Below are 20,879 nucleotides of genomic sequence, written 5' to 3'. Positions count from 1 at the left end.
CCCTACACGACGCTCTTCAGATATTTCATATTCTGGATGTCATCCTGAGTGAAACGAAGGATCTACTAAGAGTGCCCACCCACATACTTCGACGGGCTCAGTATGACAACCACGCTTTTATGGCCTGCCACATACTTCGACAGGCTCAGCATGACAACCGCGCTTTTATAGCCTGCCACATACTTCGACAGGCTCGGTAATGACAGACGGGCTATTAGGCTAACAACTAACTTTAATTAAAGAGAAAGACATTAATTTTTAGACTAATCTAAATTTTTGTTTTGTTTAAACTAATTTATAGTTTTGTGCTGTCGCAAGTAAAACAAAAGATTGCATGAGACTTAGTATCTGGTTGTTGGTGGTATTTCCTATTGTTTCTTTTGCTCAAGAAAGGATTAGTGGGGTGGTGAAGGTAGATGGTGAAGCCTTTCCTGGTGCTACCGTCCAACTCCTTCAAACCGAATATGGGACAGTGACAGATGCTGCGGGGGAATTTATCTTAGAAAGCATTCCTGATGGATCGTATACCCTGGAGATTAGATCGGTTGGATTTAAGGTTATAAAAACGGAAATAGTTGTGCCTCTTTCCAATCCATTAACTTTCAACCTTGAGGAAAGTACCCTTACCATGGATGAGGTGGTGGTGACTGGTACCATGCAGCCTACTTTCGTTTCCCGGTCACCCGTAAAAGTAGATGTAATCACTGCGAAACATCTAAATACCTATACCCCTGCAGCGGCTACCAGCTTGGTAGAGGGGATTTCTTTGGTAAACGGAATCCAGGAAGTGGTGGCTTGCGGAGTGTGCTTTACCAACAGCATCTCCATCAACGGGCTCCCTGGCCCCTACACCGCCATCCTGATGGACGGCTCTCCTATCTATGGAAACCTTGCTTCGGTTTATGGCCTCAATGGTATCCCCAGCATGATCATCGATCGGTTTGAGGTGATAAAAGGACCTAGCTCCACCCTCTATGGATCGGAGGCAGTGGCCGGTGTAATCAACATCATTACTAAAGATCCTTCCCTGCAGCCTTCCTTTTCCGCTGACGTGATGGGAACCTCGCACTATGAATCCTTCGGTAATTTCTCCTTAGCTCCAAGGATTGGGAAGAGCTCTGGTTTTATCGGCCTCAACTATGCCTACATAAATGATTTTGACGACAGGAATGGAGACGGGTTTGGTGATAATATCAACCTTGACCGGATTTCACTTTTCAGCAAGTGGGATATCCACAGGCCATCAGGAAAGAAATTTACCGTTTCAGGAAAGTACTATTATGAAGATCGAAGAAATGGTGTGGAAGAATACTTACAAGATAGAAACTACCAGAATCTGCGAGGAAGTAGCGATATCTATGGCGAAAGCATATACACTCACAGATTTGAAGTATTTGGAACCTATGAATTGCCTACCATGGAAAAGATCAGAATTGACTATTCAATGAGCACCCATGAGCAGGATAGCTACTATGGGGCAGATTTTTATAGAGCCACACAAGATATTTTGTTTACTAACTTGATTTGGGATAAGCCGCTTTCGTCTCATCAACTTACCATGGGTTTGACCTCACGCTATCAAACCTATGACGACAACACCATAGCGACTGAATCGAACGGCGAGAACAAGCCAGACAACCAATACATCCCTGGACTTTTTGTGCAAGACGAATGGAGTGTCAGTGAGCGATTTACAGCTCTTTCTGGCTTAAGATTAGATCACTATGCTAACCATGGACTGATCCCCGCACCTCGTTTGAGTCTTAAATACAAACCAGGTGATTGGACTACCCTTCGATCCAATTTCGGAACGGGCTTTAGAATTGTGAACTTGTTCACTGAAGATCATGCCTTTGTTACGGGTCAGCGGGAAGTTGTCATAGAAGAAGAACTGAAGCCTGAAGAATCTTACAACTTCTCATTAAATGCCAATCACATATATACCCTTGGAGCCAGCCAGGGCATGCTGGATATAGATGCATACTATACTCACTTCACCAACAAAATCACCCCTGACTACTCTTCAGAAGATGAGATCCGCTATGCCAATACGGATGGCTTTGCTGTGAGTAAAGGAATTGGAATCAGCATCCAGCAGGAGCTTGCTTTTCCACTTGCTTTCAATGCCGGTGTTAACTTCCAGGATGTGACAGAAAAGGAAAACGGTGAAAAACGAGACATAGAATTTGCTCCGAAATGGACAGGCATCTTCACCGCCAACTATGTACATAAACCATGGAAGACCACCTTTGCTTATACCGCAAGGCTGACCGGACCAATGGCTCTACCGGAAGTATATGATCTGGATGAAAACGGTGAGCCCCTTTCCACTCCTCGTCCTACTTCATCCGCCACTTTCGCTATCCACAATTTGCAAATAGCAAAGGATCTCAAAAAAGGATGGTCTGTATATGGTGGGCTACAGAATATCTTTGATTACGTTCAGCCATGGTCTCCTCTTACAGGCACCAATGACCCGAATGCCAACCTTGGTTTCAGCGATAGTTTTGACACAGCCTATGCCTACTCCCCGATTCATGGGAGAGAAGTTTATTTGGGTATCAGTTGGAGCCTTGCGCGAAGCAACTAAAACCCAAACGCAGCTCCAAAGCTTATAAAGGAATCTGGTGAAATATCCGATAATCCCCAACCTACTGAGACATCAAACTGCAGGTTGTTGCTTGCTAAATAAATCAGTCCGGTATTGAATCGATGATCTGCATTTCCATCTGAAAAGAAACCATAGGGCTCAGCAAATAATGTAAAGCCATCTGCTAATGCATATCCCAAAACAACCGAATAAAATGAAGTAGAATTGTCCTCTGGAAAGTTCATTCCCAGGTTATAGCCAAGGGAAAACTTATCTGACAAAGTATTGGCAAAGTTTAGTCGCAACTCAGGAATTGCCTGAGAAGGCTTGAAGTTATTATCACCATTTGCAAGGGTTATTTGCCCAATCACACTGATCTGAGGTACGGCTCCATTTTCCTCAACCAAGTGAACTTTTGTACCAATGGTAAGCGGACTCAACCCTGTCTCACTCATATCACTGGTATTGTCTTTGAAACCGAGATAATTTTGAGTAAGTCTAATCTCCACTCCTTCAACCACACCATACCTTAAGTGAAAATTGGCATAGGTATAATTAAAAATATCAGTAGTCTGTGTTTCTTTCAGGAAACCATATTCCAAGAGGAATTTCCCCTGAGGCATAACCGAAGCAGCCGCAGATTGAGTTGGACGGTCAGTGACAATAGGATCGAAATCTTGCGCCATAGATGCACCGGCACCCAGCACAGACAGAAGGAATAGTAGCTTTTTCATTCAGCTAATTTACGCTCTTGAAATCGCTCGTACAATCATTACGATAACCGCTCCCAAAAACATCAAAATGGATATTTTATTGATGGTATGCATCGCTTTCAGGTTGAAACTCTTAGGACGGTTGGGATCTTTCTTCCTAAAAAAATAGGTAAGTACCTCAGTAAAGTCGAAGTAGTTTGTTTTCTCTTGCTGCTTATTTGGTTCCTTGCTTTCCATATCCATTCAAACCACAAACTTAAGAAAAGTGTTTCCACTTCAATACTTAATGCAATTAAGTTGCATAAACTATATTTGCGGAATGTCCCAGGAAAATCTAAAATCGATCCTTAAATCCCACGAGTTGAGAATTACCGATTGTCGGTTGGATGTTATGGCCTATTTTCTTCAGGAAAAGAATGCTTTGTCTCAGGGAGACCTGGAAAATAAATTCACCAAATATGATAGGGTAACACTTTATAGAACACTGAATAGCTTTCTCGATTCAGGCATTCTTCATAAGATACCCAATGAGGCTGGCAGTGCCACCTATGGATTGTGCCATCATACCTGTTCCCCTGATCATCATGATCATAATCACATCCATTTTAAGTGCAATCGTTGTGGGCAGATCGAATGCCTGGATGATAAGGTGGTTCCCAAGGTGACCGTTCCGAATGGCTACCAGATTGATGGGGTCAACATGATCGTAGATGGGGTTTGCGCAAAGTGTGCCTAACATGAAATTAACCTTCATTATTGCTTTCCTATTTATCGTTACCGCTCTGCATGGTCAGGAGACGAGTTGTGACAGGACTGTTTCTGGCCAGGTACTGGATATTGATACAAATGAGCCTCTTCCCTTCGCGACTGTTAAAATACTGGGCACACAAAATGGAGCCGTGTCAGATGCAAACGGTTCTTTCCAAATAGAAAAAGTATGCAAGGAGGAGATTGATCTGGAAGTGCGATTTCTAGGGTACAAAACGGTAGTTCATCACCATGATTTTCATCACTCTAATCCTGTGATATATATGGCCTCCAATGAGACCTTACTTGAAAGCGTGGTGGTTGAGGAAGAACTGAATGCCCATGCCTTAAAAACACTTGAGCCCATCGACATCAAGGTTGAAAGTTTGGAATCAATAGGTGTCAGCGCTGGGGATTTGTTCTCGCAAAGTTCGGGTGTCAGCATGCTGAAAACAGGTCAAAATATCGTTAAGCCCATCGTTCACGGACTACACTCCAACCGTGTTTTAATTATTAACAATGGTGTTCGTCACTCCTATCAGGCATGGGGCGCTGAGCATGGCGTAGAGATTGATGCATCCCAAATCGAACGAATTGAGCTCATTAAAGGAGCATCCACGGTAAGGTATGGTGCCGACGCTTTAGGTGGGGTGATCCTCTTCAATGCTCCAAAACCAGGTTTTTCAACCCAATTGAACGGGGAGATTAATGGTGGTTTTCAAACTAACGGAAAATCTGTAACTGGTGAAATAACTATCACCGAAGGGTACGAACGTGCAGCGTGGAATGCGTCGATTTCGGGTACAAAGCAGGGTGACCTTAAGGCCGTAAACTATCAATTGACCAACACTGGCAAAGAGGAACTTGGTTTCTCAGCTGGCGGACGATTTCACTTTCCCATTCTAGATATTAATGTATATCTGAGCCACTTTGAACAGAAACTAGGCATATTACGAGGATCAGTCAGTGACAATCTGGAAGGGCTGGCCGATGCTATTGGCGCTCCCATCCCATCTAACACTAAGCCGTTTTCTTACGATATCAATAATCCAGGACAAGAGACGGTCCATGACTTACTAAAACTTGAAACTTCACTTTTCCTGGGTGAACAGCAATTTGATTTCCAGTATGCTTTTCAGCGCAATCTGAGGAAGGAATTTGATGTTAGAAGAGGTGTCAATAATGAACGTCCTGCGATCGACCTAAGGCTTATCTCTCATTCGGTGGATTTGGATTGGGATCACCCAAGCTCAGGCGCATGGGCTGGCACATTTGGCATCCAATTTTTCAATCAAAATAATGACAATCTACCAGGAACAAACACCATCCCATTTGTACCAAATTACAATACCAACAATATCGGTTTTTTTGGTATTGAATCTTATACCTCAGAAAATACCACTTATGAAGCGGGAGTGCGCTTCGACTTGATGAATCTCAATGTGAGGGGTCGCGATTCGGATAATGATATTTACAGGGACAACTTGAACTATCAGAACTTCACCTTCACCCTGGGGTTTGTGAAAGAGTTTAGAAACCTAACGCTTAGGTCTAATATAGGGACGGCCTGGCGTGCACCAAACATCAACGAGCTTTACAGCTTTGGAAAACATCAATCAGTTTTTGAATATGGACTATGGAGGTATGAACTTTTCCCTGAAGAGGACAGCATATCGACCAGAACAGTCCTATCCAACGAGGATAAGCAGGTTCAGAGTGAAAAAGCTTTCAAGTGGATTACAACACTCAACTACTCAAAAAATGGATTTAGCGCAGAGCTTACTCCTCATGCTAACTGGATCTCCAACTACTTTTTCCTAAGACCATACGGAATAACTGAAACAGTCAGGGGAGCATTCCCCTACTTTATTCATGATCAAACAGACGCGATATATGCCGGAGTAGATTTGGATATAACCAAAGAGTGGAATGCTTCTACAAATTCAGGTTTGAAGATGTCTTACGTATATGCCAAAGACACCAGAAATGACCAATACTTTGTCGGTATCCCTCCACTAAATATTCAGCTTAGCATTGAAAAAAAAGTCGGAAATTTTGCTTTTAAGTTAAACCCCGAGTTTGAAGCTCGTCAAAACTTAACTCCTCAGGTTATAGATCCTGATAGGTTTGAAGAAGAAGAAAATCTATCTTTTGAGCGATCTGGAACCTTTGATTTCATGGAATCACCTGATGCCTTTTTCCTTCTCAATGGGTCTGTTGGCTATGAAAAAGACAACCTTATTGTAAAACTTAAAGGTCAGAACCTACTAAACTCCAGCTATCGTAGATATACAGATAACCTCCGCTATTTCGCCGATGATACAGGTATCAACTTTGCCATTTTCCTAGGATACTCTTTTTAGTTTTTACAACATTGTTGCATTTAATAAATTATATATTATACTTGCAATAGTATTGCAAAAACTAAAATCATGAGAATGTTTAAAAACTACTATTTAATAGCCCTGCTTATTTTAAGCGTTGCGTTTGTCAGCTGTAGTGATGATGATGTCCCACCAGAGGAAAACGAAGAAGAAGTGATCAATGAAGTGACGCTCACATTTACTCCCACTGGTGGAGGTGATGATGTTGTGGCCACCTATGTTGATGCAGATGGTGAAGGTACCGGAAATCCGGTATTAACAGACATTGAGCTTACTGCCGGCGTTTCATATGAATTAAACATTACAATGGCTAATACCTTAGAATCTCCAGCTGAGGACATTACTGAGGAAGTGGAGGCAGAAGGTGATGAACATCAGCTTTTCTTCTCTTGGTCAAATGACGTCTTCTCATCCCCATCCGGTTCAGGTAATATCGGGTCGAATGGGACTGTGAATTACAACGATCAGGATAATAATGGTAATCCTATCGGACTTAGTACGACCTGGACTGCTGCTCAGACAGCTGGGAGCGGAGAATTTCGTGTGGTTTTGAAGCATCAGCCAGATATCAAATCGACCACCTCCACCTCCAGCGATGGAGAGACAGATGTTGACATCACCTGGACAATCAATATCAACTAATCCTCATAATAATAATATTGGGTGAAATTTGGGTTAGTAAATGAGGTCCACCCTTTTGGGGTGGATTTTTTGTTATGCTTCCACCCCCTCAGGCTCCACCCACCTACCATGCTCTTTGATCAGGTTGATCAGCTCATCCAATGCGCGCTCAGATGGCACGCTGCGTTTCACAACCTCCTGGCCTTTGTAAAGCGTGATCTTTCCTTTACCTGAACCGACATAACCAAAGTCCGCATCGGCCATCTCTCCCGGGCCGTTCACTATGCATCCCATGATCCCGATTTTCACTCCTTTCAGGTGATCTGTTCGCTTGCGGATCATGGCTGTTGTTTCCTGTAAATCAAAAAGAGTCCGCCCACAGGATGGACACGAGATGTACTCTGTTTTTGTGATCCTTGTTCTGGCTGCCTGTAAAATTCCGAAAGCAGTGTTGTTGTATAATTTCAAAGTATCTACAGATGGCTGAAACTGCGGCGATAACATGATGCCATCTCCAATACCATCAACATATAATGTGCCTGCATCTGTAGATGCATGGATCATTAACTCATCTTCGGTTAACACCGGATATGCCTGCCTCAACACCACCGGCACCTCTATTTTTCGATTGATCAACTCCACCACGAACCTTCGGATGCTTGCGGTGGCGTGAGATTGCTCAGAACGCAGTATAAGCACTGCATTGGCCGTTTTTTCAAGCAAACCAAAGATTGTTTGGTCATAGGAATCAGTGTTTACTTCTATGAAGTTTAACTTCTCATGAAAAGCCTCAACTTTTTGTGAATCAGTGATTAAAGGAAATTTATTTATCTGATCACTACATGATTTCCAAACTTCGTAATCCATGACCTCTTTGAGGCCATTCGGAAGCATAAACTCAATGGGATTAGAACCTGTGTAGATGTAATCTGCACCTAGGTCATTCATCCCCCACTTGTCTAATTCAGGTAAATATGAGTGCCCAATCGCTTTCAAATCTTTGATGTCAATCTTCTCCATTTTCGAGAAATCGACAATGACTCTCGGTACATTTTCATGACCAAAATTCAAAACCTCAGCTGACAATCTTCGATAATATTCGTACGGATTTATTGGATAATCACCCATCGGATCGATGGGCTTTTGGTCGGCCTTTTTCAACAGGCGATCTACCATGATCTGAGCCACCGGTGCTTCAACTTCAGGCTCCTCTGTCAAAGACACTCGTACCGTATCTCCCAACCCATCTTCCAGCAGCGTTCCGATCCCAACAGCCGATTTGATTCGGCCATCTTCCGCCTCTCCTGCTTCCGTCACACCCAGGTGCAATGGATACGGCTCCAGTCCTTCTTCATTCAATTTATGGACCAGCAAGCGATAGGCTTGCACCATCACCTGAGGATTGCTGCTCTTCATGGAGACAACCAGTTCCTTGTAATCCATCGACTCACAAATGCGGATAAACTCCAGGGCGGACTCCACCATCCCGAGCGGAGTATCCCCATAGCGGCTCATGATCCGATCAGAAAGCGAACCATGATTGGTGCCAATTCGCATGGCAGTCCCATGCTTCTTGCAGATTTCCACCAGCGGAGAAAACTTATCTTCTATTCGCTTGAGTTCGTCTGCATACGCTTGATCTGTGTATTCAATCTGCTCAAACTTTTTCTTGTCAGCATAATTCCCAGGATTTACCCGCACCTTCTCTACAATAGTTGCTGCCAGTTCGGCTGCATTTGGAGTAAAATGTATATCTGCAACGAGCGGGACATTGCACCCTCGCTTTCGAAGCTCATTTTTGATGTTCTCTAAGTTTTGAGCCTCTTTGATGCTAGGAGCTGTGATACGCACATATTCACACCCTGCCTCTACCATGCGTAAGGTTTGCTCCACCGAGCCCATCGTATCCATGGTGTCTACAGTAGTCATGGATTGTACACGAATAGGATTATCACCTCCAAGGGGTACATCACCAATGTAAACCTCTCTGGTCTTCCTTCTGGAATATTTGGTAAGGCTTTTGCAATACTTATGAATCATATATCTCCTAGTTGAGGTCTTAAAACCACTTCTTCGATTACACTACGCTCACTCAACCGATAACTGGTATAGATGGTTTCGGCAATATCTTCCGGCTTCATAAATCGTTCATCCGGAATATCTACTCCATCCCAGCTTGGTGTTTTTACCGCTCCCGCTAAAACTGAAGTCACTCGCACTCTATGTTCCTTGAGTTCTTCGCGAATAGCTTGTGAAAAGCCGTAAAGCGCAAACTTTGAAATGGAATAAGAACCACCATTCGGGTAGGCCTTTAAGCTTGCCACAGAGCAAAGATTAAAAATATGACCGCTTTTGTTTTGCTTCATTGAAGGAGCTAATGCTCTTGTCAAATGATATGCGCTATACAAATTTGTATCTATCATTTGTTCTAATGCTCCATCGGCTTCTTCCAGAACTGCCCCTGGAGTGAAGACACCTGTATTGTTTATTAATATTTCTACTGGCTTTGCGATCATTCTCACAAACTCCACAAAATTCTTTACTTCTTCCTTTTTGGATAAGTCTGCTTTGAAAGTGTGGATGAGCATTTGATGTTTTTCGTTAATCTCATTCCGTAAAGCATCCAAATCATTATCATTCCTTGAACAGGTTGCCACAGGCCAGCCTTCGGCGGCAAATCGATCCACCAGAGCTTTACCTATTCCCTTCGTTCCTCCCGTAATCACCACCAATCTCTCTGAATTATGCATGTTTCTTTTTTGATTATTCCTTAAGGTGTTATGTTTGACAAAGCTAACAATCTTAGCCCACGCAACTTCATGAAGAGTTTAGGGAAATTTATCATCTTCTTAGGTCAACTTTTCGTACGAAGGGAAACTTTCGCTACTTATATTCATCGGATTGTTGATGAGAGTATAAAAGTTGGATACAACTCAGTTTTTATTGTTGTGATCGTTTCTGCCTTTATGGGAGCGGTTACAACCGTACAAACGGCTTATAACCTGATATCCCCTCTAATTGCTGATCCAGTAATTGCGCTTGTTGTTCGCGACATGACACTTATAGAGCTTGCACCAACTATTACAGCGATAGTTTATGCAGGTAAGGTAGGATCAAACATTGCTGGTGAGCTGGGTACTATGAAAATTACAGAGCAAGTGGATGCGCTAGAAGTGATGGGAATTAATGCTACTTCTTACCTTGTCCTGCCTAAAATCATTGCATCAGTGCTGATGTTTCCGGTTCTTGTAATTCTTGCTGGATTTGTTTCAATATATGGCGGCTATCTTACAGCGCAGTTTACAGGTGTGATCACCGGAACAGATTATATCCTGGGTATTCAAATGGATTTTAATTCATTTCAGGTGGTTTTTGCATTGATCAAAGCAGTTGTATTTGGATTCCTTGTAGCGGCCATTAGCGCATATAAAGGCTATTTCACCACGGGCGGAGCATTAGAGGTGGGTCAATCTTCCACAAATGCAGTAACCAGTAGCTGTATCGCAATCCTGGCGGGAGATTATCTTTTGGCATACATGTTAGCACCCTTCCTTACACCATGATAGAAGTAGATAACATATCAAAATCGTTTGACGGCAAACAGATTCTTCATAACATCAATGCGAAGTTTGAGACAGGCAAAACCAATATGATCATTGGAGCCAGTGGTACCGGAAAAAGTGTCCTTCTCAAATGTATTGTGGGACTTACAAGCCCCGACGAGGGCATGGTCCAGTTTGACGGACGTGACTTTGCTCATGCGTCAAAAGAAGCTCAAACGGAAGTAAGAAGAGAAATGGGTATGCTTTTTCAGGGTGGAGCTCTGTTTGACAGCCAGACAGTGGAACAAAATGTGATGTTTCCGTTAAACGTGCTAACTAAGCAGAGCATGGAAGAAAAGCTGGATCGGGTGAACTTCTGTCTGGAGCGTGTTGGGCTGGAAAATGCCAATGCTAAAATGCCCTCAGAGATCTCGGGGGGGATGAAAAAACGCGTAGGAATTGCTCGAGCGATAGTGACTAAACCTAATTACCTGTTCTGCGATGAACCCAACTCTGGGCTTGACCCTCAGACATCCATTAAAATTGACAATCTCATAAAGGATATCACAGATGAATACAAAATGACCACCGTGGTTGTTTCTCATGACATGAATTCGGTGCTTGAGATCGGTGATATAGTAAATTTCATGCACGAGGGTAGGTTGTTATGGACAGGGCCTAGTGATGAAATTGGAGACTCAGATGTACATGAACTCAATGAGTTTGTGTTTGCTGGTCGTCTGATGAAGATGGCAAAAGGCAAATAGCTAAAAGAAAGCAGTCACCTGAACGCTTCCTGTATGTATTGCAGCAGTATCCTCTGATTTACGTCCATTGTATAGCAGAGATACCTGCATCGCTTTCGATACCTTCTGCTGCCAGTTTATTTGCCAGGTCTGATTAGTGCCCGGCTGTAGTGCATCTAATAAAAGATAGCCAAGAAAGGTAGATGGATCACCAATGAAATCAATCTTTACAACAGAAAAGGAGCTTCGCAAAGAGCCCTTCCCAGCCTGATTCCAAGTGAGCTCAGTATTGTAGATTTGCGATGTTGCCGATTCAGTATTAGACTCTGAGAACTGATTTTGTTTATTCTTCCACTCATAGCTACCAATTAGCCTTAAAACATTACTAGGCTGCCAGATTAATTGAGGACGATGGGCATTGGTAACTATATCGAAATTTCTTGAATCCAGATAATCTGATTGGTTGAGTAAACTACCTATTGAGCTGGTTAATCTTAGGGTGTATTCTGCTGACAAGTCCACTTTCGTATTTGAAATCCATTCCCATTTTTCCCTTGTTTCAAAGCCCTGAACCAGCAACTGCTTATTGTCGGATGTCTGGTAGGTAAAATCACCAGCAAACCCCCTCCCATTCCTATTAAAGAAAAGCGTGTACCGCTGACCATCCTGAGCGGCAACTAAATTATCATCATCTAGATCCACATTAAATGGATTAAGTCTATCGGCATAACTAGCAGAGGTAGTTTTAAAATTGACATTGAAGTTGATGTTGGCTGAAAACTTAGAGGTGAATTGCTTAAGTCCCCCCTGACTTCTCCAACTTGCCGGAAGGCGTGCGTCGATCGTGTGTAAATAGAAGGTCTGAAAACTTGTAATGTAATCGTCTGTTGGAGTGAATATTTTGACATAGTTGCGTTCATCAGGATTAATTGCTTCAAAGAATTCATTCAAGTCCTGCACCCCATCTTCATTGATATCGCGCCAGGTGTGGGTTCCCTCTCCCGTACTCACAGGGAGATAGATAAACTCTCTACGAAGCTCCCTGCTATTTCCTGTTGAAAAGGAAAAATTGGATCGTAGGTTTCGTTTTAGAAATGACTGTAGCCAATTTATCCTGCCATTAATCACTTCATCCTGTCCAAGATCTAATCCCAATCTATCATCAACCTGCCGATAATTAATATCAGCATTTATGGTTCCTTTTTCTCCATTGTACCCATAAGATGCTCGAAGGTTTTTTGAAAAGAGATAATCCTCCATCTGTCCATCCACTGGTAAGCGATCATTTCTCAACTGATAACCAATACGGTAAGCGGATTTAGCTGAATCTGTGCTGGAAATATAAAACTCATGTGCCTGAAAGTGCATAAGCGAGCTGATCACACTGTCCTGCTGGCTCACTTCGTTTTGATCTAATTCAAAAACATAGCCAGGAGCCATTTTCCATCGCCTGTAGCTCAGGTCAGACTTGGACCTCACCCAGTCAGTCTTTCTATCGAATTGATCATTATTCAGTAAAAAATGAGTTGATTCCAATTTGAAATTGGCAATCTCCTGATTAAAATCTAATGCCTGTTGCCACCCATCTATTGCATCTGCTCGCTTTCTTCTGTTTAGAGAAACCTCCAACCTATTCGCCTCATTTTTTTTAAGTCCTCCTTTCACAAATAGGAGAAAGTCCTGATTCTTTTCTGAGTTGACAGGGTTGAAGTTCCAGTCTCTATCAAATAAAATAGGACGATAACGATCAATGAAGGTAAAGTCTTCTTCATCCAACTCCATGGATACGGATCCCACCCATTGGTAATCTCGAATAAAAGAGGGCCTGTTTGCCGTGGCTATTGACATAAAATATCCTCGACTGGTATTGTCATCGTCCTGAATGTCTGAATATAAATTTTGATCGGTATTCGTAAAGGCTATTTCTGCCCGGATGGTCTCATTATTTGAAACTTTGACTTCTGTACCAACGGTCACCATCTGACGGCTGTTGGGCAATGGGATAAAAGCCCCTGGTTCATAATTACCTTGTGACTGACCTCCCTGAGGAGAAATCCATTCATACACCCGTCCATTTGCGGTAGTTTGTCGTAAAACATAATCGCCATTGCCAAAACCAACATCAGAAAATGTAGGACTAAAAAGCTCAGCAGACTCATCTGTAGAGTATTCGAAAATAACTTGATTGATACCGTCCTGATCTATTGTATCTTTTTTAATGTATAGGATTCTATTTTCGGAGAATCTAACCGAGTCAAATCCTGTAACAAATGCCTGATCCAGACTATCTCCTATGCTTCTTAGCTGTGTAAGATCATCCTCCCCCAGGCTGAATCCAAAGCTTGTATTGGGGTTGTCACGCTCACGATAAAAATTGGCGAAGACGCTGACCTTATCATTTGAAACAGACTGATAAGCCGATAAGTTAGATCGGCTATAAAACTGCTCAGCATACTCAAAATCAACTCTGAGGATGGTAAACTGAGTGATGATAATGTGATTATTAAAGGTAATCTCACCCAGGTTATAATCGATGACATAATCCCGATCAAAACCACGTTCAAGTTGCTTTCCATCCACAAATACTTTTTCAGAATTAGCCAACACTATGATGAATCGCTCACCATTGGGTCCCCTAAGCTTATATGGCCCTGACAGCCCATCAATAGGCTCAAGGATAGCTGAGTTAAATTTCCCTTTTGAAAGCGCCCCTGAAACTCGTGATTCGTATGTCCACTTTCCTGATTGCCCACGGTAGCTCGCCTGAAGCCCCTGAACGTTTTTATAATACTTCAAAAAGTATCCAGCATCATTGGGCTGTCGGATCACAACATCACCTGCGGTCAGATCAAACTTATCGTTGTATAGTTTGATGAAGACGTTATCAAAATCACGAATCTGCTGAGTGTTCCCCTCAGGTTGGTATGGCACATTCTGATCAGTGATAACAGCAGAAATATTTAGATTTTCATCTAGTTTACCCTCCATTTGAAGGTTGAGACTGGAATTGACAAACAAGCTTTGCCGGTTGCCAAAAGACACCCCACGTGAGATGGCTCCATATTTTTGAACTCCGCCAAACTCAAATAGCTCCTCCTTTTCTACGAAAGAATTCGAGCTCACCGAAAGTGCTGGTTCTGAAGCATCATCGTAAGAATCCAGACTTCTGTTCTGATATTTCCTGGTTAACTCAGCGGACAATACTCGGTAGCAAATTTCTTCAGCCTTATCACTCCGAACAATTATGACCTGCGTGGAGTCTACCCATGTGTATTCACCGGAAAACTGAATGGAACCTGGCTCAATTGTAAGAGTGTCAAGCTGAATAGGCTCATTTGCCGAAATGGTTTTACAGCGAAGATTTTGTGCTTGAAGCGAGGCTGAACAAAAGAAGAAAAGGCTAACCTTCGTAAATCGGCATAGTAATGAAAAATGTGGTTCCCTCACCATTCTTCGACTCAAACCATATATTGCCTCCAGCATTTTCAATTCCTTTTTTGGCCAGGGCCAGACCGATACCGCTTCCCGTTGATTTAGTACTAAAATAGTTAAGGAATATTTTATCCTTGAGCTCCTCAGGCACTCCCTTACCATTATCTTTTATAGAAAGTACTCCCTTCCCGGATCTTGTTTCGAGAGCAATCTCAATTTTTGCCCGCTGATCAGATACTGCCTGAATAGCATTCAGCACAATGTTATTCAGAATCCGCCTGAAAATGTCTTTATCTGCTTCTATCTGGATAGCTGGTTCCACATTTAGCAAAATATCCACGTCTTCCGTGCTGTATAGTTCTGTCACTTCTTTTACTAGAGCACCCCAATCAAAGACCTGATTATCAGGAGCTGGCATTTCGGCAAAGGCCGAAAAGGACTCAGCGATCTGACTCAAGGTATCCACTTGTGTGAGCAACGATGTAAGCGTTTCATAGTCTTTAGAACCTTGCTCATGTTTTCTCAGCATCTGCTGGATTTTAAGCTGCATAGGAGTTAGCGGATTCTTAATCTCATGAGCTACCTGTTTAGCGATTTCCTTCCAGGCAGTTTCTTTCTGGCTCTTCGCCAGTGCGAGCTTACTGTCTTCAAGCTTTACCAGCATTTGGTTGAAATCCTTTACTAAGGAACCGATCTCATCTGAGGACTCATAGTCAATTGGTTTGTTTACATCCTGCAGTGTCACCCTTCTAATTTTATCAGCTACCATCCTCAATGGATATAAAAGGTTGTTCAGTACTGTGTTCCCAAACACGATTGCAATGATGAAGATGAATCCGAAAATACTGATCAGATTTCCGAAAACTTCAATTTGCTGCCTTCTAAGGTGATTTCTTGAATCAAAGAAAGGCATAGCTATGAAGCCGGCAACCTGATTGTCCACCGTACTTACTACCGCATAGCAAACCTTGTAGTCCAGTTTACCAACAGATTCTTCAGCAATCACACTTTGATTTTCTTTGACTACCAATTCTTCAAACACCAGTGGATTAATGAGATTTCCCTGCAAGTTCAAATTGAAGATCTCCGGTTGACTGGTGGCTACTAAATAACCAGACTCATTGTAAAAACTCAGGTCTGACTGTATGTAATTACTTATTTCTGCCAATCGTCGTGCGCCCATCTCATTATTCACCTCTTCAATCTCATTTGACAATATTTCAGAAATGTACAATGCTTGCTTCAAGTAGCTGCGGTTGATCTCTTCACGATATGAGGTATTCAACGTATTGAGCAATGCAAATCCAGCAATCAACAAGGGTATTACAAATGCCATCCCTAGATAGAGTTGAATTTTACCGGTAAAATTTAGCTTGAAACCATGTTCTACAATGGAGCTTATTACGCTAAACGTACCAAATGAAAAGAGCAGCAAGAGAAAGAAAAATGAGAAGTTGGTCAGTCTGTCTCTGGCTTCATACTTTTTTGAAATGATTAAGATGGTTCGTCCATCATTTGTTTTTACACCAAAATAGTGTCTTCCATTTTTTTCAATTCCATTGTAATACAATGATTCCTTTTCAAAATCCTCGTGCTGGGGCCATTCCCCCTGACCAAACTTGCTGCGATGAAACAGGATATCGTCACCGGCAAAAACGGCATAGTCAAAATCATTGCTTACTGAGAAATACTTATTGTCTGTCAAAAGTGCTGGATACACACTTGTAGGTACTCTTTTTTTGATTTGTAGGATAATTAGCCCAACCAAATCTCCAACATTGATTTTGCAGATATACTTGAAATTAGTGCCCTCATCAATGAAATAGATGTTCTCATAATCAGACTGATTATCGGCTGTGAGAAGGCTGTACTCCCTTGTAAATCTGGTATTGAGTTTTAGCTGCTGATAGTCCTGAAATACAATTTCAAGGTCATATTTATTGAAGTAAGGTGTCAGAAACTCACTTCGTATTTGCTCCTCCAAAACAAGCCTGCTCCTTTCACTCGCAACTAGTGCAAGGTTTTCATCCTGAGATAATTTTCGAATGGTCTGATCCAGGTAGAATTCTCCAAGTACGTCTCGTTTAAGAAGGAGGTAATTGGCAAACTTCTTTTTTGCATCCAGCTCCGCACCTTCCTCATATTTATAGATACAAAAGGCCAAAACCGCTGCTATCCCGACACTTACAATCAGAATAAACAGAAGATTAGAATAGGTGAATTCTTTAAAGGACTTTCCCCATTTATATCGGGTTGAAACCAACAAGATAGTGATATGTACGACACTAAAAGTAACAGAAAGAAGATCCAGCAACCCCATGAGCAGTGCAGCGCACAAGGCACCTAGGATAGCCTGAAATATGAGGCTGCTCCTTCTTACAAGCTTTAAAGTCAAATAGGTAAAATAGAAATATCCCGTGCTTGCCAGTAGTATACACAGATAGGCGGAAATTCGAAGGAGATCAAACTGAATCGAGTTTCCTACGTCGAGCGATAGCTGTGAATTGCTTATAATACTCCATGCAACATGCAACACCACTCCCGACAAAATAGTGTTAATGGCGCTGATAAGAGTCACCCCTCTTCTCGACCTTTTTAAGGATTCTATGTATTGCCCTGAAGCAAGTAAGATCAGGTTTAAGATCACACAATTGATCAACAGATCACCAAGGGTTGGGTTGACAACTGAAGAGGTGTATCTAACAGGATCAAATAGTTCGTATCGGAAAAGCAGCTGAAAAACATCAAACTCTAAAGTCAGATACCTCAGAAAAATGATGATGAGAGTTGATTTCCAAAACGAATTGAAATCATGATTGCAGTATCGCCAATATTCAGCCAACAGGACTAAAAGAATAATAATAGATACTATGGCATCAACCAGCTTATCAGGCATCCCCGACACGTCATAAAACAGCAGATTTCTATATTGATATTCACCTGAATTTGCAGAGAGATTATCAATACTCTCGTGCAGTAATTCACTCCTATCTTCAGTGAGATATTGATTGGTAATTGAATACTTTTTTAGGAGCTGATGGCATGACAGATACTCACATGTTTCATCAGAAATCTGCTGTACGAGGAATACTCCAAGTTCATTAGTGACAACCTGAATCGTATCATTCGATAAGTTGGAAATAAAGGGTCGATTGTCACTCCATGATTCTAATCTTCCTTTACAAACTGTTCGTTTGCTAAAAGCCTCATTCGTAGACTGACCGGACTTCCAAAGCATCAGGTCCTCATATTGAAACTCAACAATCTCATTCAAGGCTCTATTCGCCTTTTCTCGAGTCACATTCTCCCAGTCAATAAAGAAATGATTCCCAAGCAAAAGAAGGATACAGCCGATCAGTAACCCAATGGATATCTTTTGATTCACAGCCTGAATATAACAATAATCAAGCCTTTAAGGATAGCTAGCTTCGCCAAATAAGGTAAAGAAATATAACGCGCGAATACCTGAAATTGAATGGAAACAAGAGAAGTGAGGCACTCACTATAGCTATCAAATAAACACTGATCGATGGATCATTAAAGAAATAGTAGAGAATGAAAGCCGTAACTAAAAAAATAGCTGTGGAAAAACCATAGCTTACATACATAGCCCCATAAAAATTGCCGGGCTCTTTCTCATACCTAAGATTACAATTTGGACAATTGGCATGCATGGATGCCATCTTATTTATATTGAGGGTTGGATGGGTGAAAATTTCACCTTCTTTGCACCTGGGGCATTTAGCTTTTAAAACGTTCGCTAATACTGACACGATTATTCACTTTACTGTTTTTATACCAGAGAAAGATTAGGACGAAAACTACAATGTAGGGTGTGAAAAACAGGAACATGATTCCGTTGTTCAGTCCTTCAGCCATCGATGTTTCGCCAGCACTCACATTGTTTTTGATTTGCGTTCGGCACATGGCGCACTGTGCCCAGTTTATCAACGGAATCAAAAACGTCAGTACAAGTATGCTAGCCCTCTTCATTAGAAATAATAGGGTTTGATCAAAAAGTATACAATTACCCCTGTAATTGAAACATACAACCACACAGGATAAGTAAACTTCACTATCTTTTTGTGTCGCTCAATTTGGTTAGTCAAGGCATAATAGAATGCAAAAAGAACAAAAGGAACCACCAAAATAGATAGCAAAATATGACTTGCAAGAATAACCAAATAAACGGTGCGACTGGTTCCAGCTTTTAGCAGTTCTTCTTCACTTAATTCCCCATCGAAATTGAGATCTCCAAACTTTACGGACTCCACACTGGAATGGTAAAGCACATATGATAGCAAAAACAGAACACCCAGAAATAGTGAGGCAAACATGAAAGTACGATGGAGCTTTATATTACCCTTTTTGATTGATATGAATGCCGCTACAAGTGTCAGTACGGTCAAGGAATTCACAGTGGCATGTAAGCCAGGTAATAGCTTTACCCAATCACCTGCCAATCCCAGCTTCGCAGGAAAATAAATTAAGAAAGCCACCACCAGAGGAATAAGTATGGAGATCAAATAGATCATCCTAAGATAGACTTTATTATCGGCTTGTTCCTTTACCATAGTTCTGTTGAAGTGTAAGTATGTCTAATTCAGTGAGAAGTTGGTCTACCCCATCCCTAGATAATTGATAGGTACCCCATAAACCTTTTTCATTGACCAAGGCTAAATCCGATTCTAATTCGTCAATGCAATTGAAGAAATCTGAATTTTGATAAACTAGATTAGCTTTCCTCTTCTCAGCGCCGAACTTGACTCTGTTCATATAGTTAGTTTCTACCAGCGATAATGAATCAGAGATGGAGACGATTGTGATAGCCGTGTATTTTCCACATTCCTTAGGAAGCTCCTGCTTCAATGAAAGCGCAAAATTATTGCTCCCAAACAATTGGAGTATGAGATACCAGGCTACAGGTATCAGAAAGACAACAAAAATTAAGAGTCGTTTGAGTCCTCTACTTTGCAATGTATTTAGCTAAGCGCTTCAAGAATGGCTCCTCCCTGGTAAATCATGATGAAGATGAAGAATACTACGAAAAGCATAGGCAAAACGATAGACATTTTCAGCGACTTCTTCTCATGACCGAGGTGCATAAACTCAGCAACGATGTAATAAGCTTTTACAATTGTCAGAGCGATGAAAACGATGATCCGAACCCACTTGTGCTCGTGAGGCACAGTAAATGCGATACCGAATTCCACAGCTGTGATGAGTGCTAAGTACCACATCACTTTTAGGAAGTTCTTCACTTTAGCCTTATTTACAGGCTGTACTTCGACTTGTGGAGTTTGTTGTTCCATTTATATAGACAATTATAAGATTATACTAAGTAAAAGAATGTGAATACGAAGACCCATACAAGGTCTACAAAGTGCCAGTAAAGACCTACTTTTTCTACCATTTCGTAGTGACCTCTCTTTTCAAAGATGCCAACAGTGGCCTGATAGAAAATAATGAAGTTTATCAATACTCCACTAAACACGTGGAATCCATGGAATCCTGTAATGAAGAAAAACAATGCCGCAAAGTTTGGAGGTCCGTACTGATTCGATGAAAGTCCAGCTCCCTGGAAAAGGTTACCAACAGCATTCATAGACATATCCGATCCATGGATGAAGTGAGCCCACTCCCATGCCTGACATCCCAAGAATGTAAGTCCACCAAGAATAGTCCAAAGCATCCACTTTTCTACTCCTTTTCTGTCCATTCGCTCACCTGCTTCTACCGCAAGTACCATTGTCACACTACTAACGATGAGGATAAACGTCATTAACCCCACAAAAACCAATGGTGCGCTCTCAATTCCCAAAGCGTGCATTCCAGGGAATGCTTCAAACACTTTTTCCGGAATTGGCCACCATTCTTGAGAGAATTTAAAATCTGCTACACTCCCGGCATACGCAGGGTGACTGAATCGGATCAGACCATAAGTAATCAATAAAGCTGAGAAGGTAAAAGCATCTGACAAAAGGAAAAACCACATCATCAGTTTGCCGTAGCTTGCTTTCATTGGTGATACACCGCCACCCCAGATATTCTTCTTGTTTTCGTCAACTATTACAGCCGTGTTAGCCATTCCGTTTAGGTTTTGT

Annotated in this window: 19 protein-coding genes; 7 read left to right on the top strand and 12 right to left on the bottom strand. The window is 41.8% G+C overall.

What is annotated here, in order from left to right:
- Both ACEQZT_RS16510 and ACEQZT_RS16505 read left to right on the top strand, forming a co-directional pair.
- A partial coding sequence (locus tag ACEQZT_RS16510) for a hypothetical protein (protein WP_370090580.1) occupies nucleotides 1-200 on the top strand: 200 nt, incomplete at its 5' end.
- Nucleotides 201-334: 134 nt separating this feature from the next.
- Nucleotides 335-2,590 carry a TonB-dependent receptor domain-containing protein gene (locus ACEQZT_RS16505; RefSeq protein WP_370090579.1) on the top strand — a complete coding sequence of 752 codons (2,256 nt, stop codon included), beginning with the start codon at nucleotides 335-337 and terminating at the stop codon, nucleotides 2,588-2,590.
- Here the strand turns inward: ACEQZT_RS16505 and ACEQZT_RS16500 are convergent.
- Nucleotides 2,587-3,324, bottom strand: coding sequence for a transporter (locus tag ACEQZT_RS16500; RefSeq protein WP_370090578.1), 738 nt, complete (start codon nucleotides 3,322-3,324; stop codon nucleotides 2,587-2,589). The two genes, ACEQZT_RS16505 and ACEQZT_RS16500, sit on opposite strands and share 4 nt — an antisense overlap.
- A 9-nt stretch (nucleotides 3,325-3,333) precedes the next feature.
- On the bottom strand, nucleotides 3,334-3,540 hold the full coding sequence (locus ACEQZT_RS16495; protein ID WP_372530171.1) for a DUF6728 family protein: 207 nt from the start codon (nucleotides 3,538-3,540) through the stop codon (nucleotides 3,334-3,336).
- A 49-nt stretch (nucleotides 3,541-3,589) separates the two neighbouring features.
- Here ACEQZT_RS16495 and ACEQZT_RS16490 point away from each other — a divergent pair, with 49 nt between their 5' ends.
- The 3 genes from ACEQZT_RS16490 (at nucleotide 3,590) to ACEQZT_RS16480 (ending at nucleotide 7,076) form a co-directional block, all read left to right on the top strand.
- Complete coding sequence (locus tag ACEQZT_RS16490; protein WP_370090575.1) at nucleotides 3,590-4,039, top strand: Fur family transcriptional regulator; 450 nt, start codon at nucleotides 3,590-3,592, stop codon at nucleotides 4,037-4,039.
- 1 nt (nucleotide 4,040) lies between these two features.
- Nucleotides 4,041-6,413, top strand: a complete 2,373-nt coding sequence (locus ACEQZT_RS16485) for a TonB-dependent receptor (RefSeq protein WP_370090574.1) — start codon at nucleotides 4,041-4,043, stop codon at nucleotides 6,411-6,413.
- A gap of 75 nt (nucleotides 6,414-6,488) precedes the next feature.
- Entirely contained in the window at nucleotides 6,489-7,076 is a 588-nt protein-coding gene (locus ACEQZT_RS16480) for a hypothetical protein (protein WP_370090573.1), read from the top strand.
- 72 nt (nucleotides 7,077-7,148) lie between these two features.
- Here ACEQZT_RS16480 and ispG read toward each other — a convergent pair whose 3' ends face one another.
- Together ispG and ACEQZT_RS16470 are read right to left on the bottom strand one after the other, a co-directional pair.
- Complete coding sequence (gene ispG, locus ACEQZT_RS16475) at nucleotides 7,149-9,095, bottom strand: (E)-4-hydroxy-3-methylbut-2-enyl-diphosphate synthase (protein ID WP_370090572.1); 1,947 nt, start codon at nucleotides 9,093-9,095, stop codon at nucleotides 7,149-7,151.
- The gene (locus ACEQZT_RS16470; RefSeq protein ID WP_370090571.1) at nucleotides 9,092-9,805 is read right to left on the bottom strand and encodes an SDR family oxidoreductase; all 714 of its coding nucleotides are present in this window, start codon (nucleotides 9,803-9,805) and stop codon (nucleotides 9,092-9,094) included. Before ACEQZT_RS16470 ends, ispG begins: the two co-directional genes overlap by 4 nt.
- 69 nt (nucleotides 9,806-9,874) lie before the next feature.
- Here ACEQZT_RS16470 and ACEQZT_RS16465 point away from each other — a divergent pair, with 69 nt between their 5' ends.
- The gene (locus tag ACEQZT_RS16465; RefSeq protein ID WP_370090570.1) at nucleotides 9,875-10,618 is read left to right on the top strand and encodes an MlaE family ABC transporter permease; all 744 of its coding nucleotides are present in this window, start codon (nucleotides 9,875-9,877) and stop codon (nucleotides 10,616-10,618) included.
- Nucleotides 10,615-11,364 carry an ABC transporter ATP-binding protein gene (locus ACEQZT_RS16460; RefSeq protein WP_370090569.1) on the top strand — a complete coding sequence of 250 codons (750 nt, stop codon included), beginning with the start codon at nucleotides 10,615-10,617 and terminating at the stop codon, nucleotides 11,362-11,364. Before ACEQZT_RS16465 ends, ACEQZT_RS16460 begins: the two co-directional genes overlap by 4 nt.
- On the opposite strand, the gene ACEQZT_RS16455 is transcribed toward ACEQZT_RS16460, so the two are convergent.
- The 8 genes from ACEQZT_RS16455 to ACEQZT_RS16420 form a co-directional block, all read right to left on the bottom strand.
- Entirely contained in the window at nucleotides 11,365-14,826 is a 3,462-nt protein-coding gene (locus ACEQZT_RS16455) for a hypothetical protein (protein WP_370090568.1), read from the bottom strand.
- A complete protein-coding gene (locus tag ACEQZT_RS16450; protein WP_370090567.1) occupies nucleotides 14,744-18,160 on the bottom strand; it encodes an ATP-binding protein in 3,417 nt (1,138 codons plus the stop codon). Before ACEQZT_RS16450 ends, ACEQZT_RS16455 begins: the two co-directional genes overlap by 83 nt.
- A 37-nt stretch (nucleotides 18,161-18,197) precedes the next feature.
- Nucleotides 18,198-18,449 (bottom strand): DUF983 domain-containing protein, encoded by a 252-nt coding sequence (locus tag ACEQZT_RS16445; protein ID WP_370090582.1) that lies wholly within the window; start codon nucleotides 18,447-18,449, stop codon nucleotides 18,198-18,200.
- Between the two features lie 67 nt (nucleotides 18,450-18,516).
- Nucleotides 18,517-18,768, bottom strand: a complete 252-nt coding sequence (locus ACEQZT_RS16440; RefSeq protein WP_370090566.1) for a hypothetical protein — start codon at nucleotides 18,766-18,768, stop codon at nucleotides 18,517-18,519.
- The gene (locus ACEQZT_RS16435) at nucleotides 18,768-19,349 is read right to left on the bottom strand and encodes a DUF420 domain-containing protein (protein WP_370090565.1); all 582 of its coding nucleotides are present in this window, start codon (nucleotides 19,347-19,349) and stop codon (nucleotides 18,768-18,770) included. Before ACEQZT_RS16435 ends, ACEQZT_RS16440 begins: the two co-directional genes overlap by 1 nt.
- A complete protein-coding gene (locus ACEQZT_RS16430; RefSeq protein WP_370090564.1) occupies nucleotides 19,327-19,752 on the bottom strand; it encodes a hypothetical protein in 426 nt (141 codons plus the stop codon). Before ACEQZT_RS16430 ends, ACEQZT_RS16435 begins: the two co-directional genes overlap by 23 nt.
- A 5-nt stretch (nucleotides 19,753-19,757) precedes the next feature.
- Entirely contained in the window at nucleotides 19,758-20,087 is a 330-nt protein-coding gene (locus ACEQZT_RS16425) for a cytochrome C oxidase subunit IV family protein (protein ID WP_370090563.1), read from the bottom strand.
- A 20-nt stretch (nucleotides 20,088-20,107) separates the two neighbouring features.
- On the bottom strand, nucleotides 20,108-20,863 hold the full coding sequence (locus ACEQZT_RS16420; protein ID WP_370090562.1) for a cytochrome c oxidase subunit 3: 756 nt from the start codon (nucleotides 20,861-20,863) through the stop codon (nucleotides 20,108-20,110).
- Nucleotides 20,864-20,879: the final 16 nt, after the last annotated feature.

Source organism: Ekhidna sp. (assembly GCF_964218185.1).
Lineage (GTDB): Bacteria > Bacteroidota > Bacteroidia > Cytophagales > Cyclobacteriaceae > Ekhidna.
This window is presented reverse-complemented; position numbering and strand designations above follow the sequence as displayed.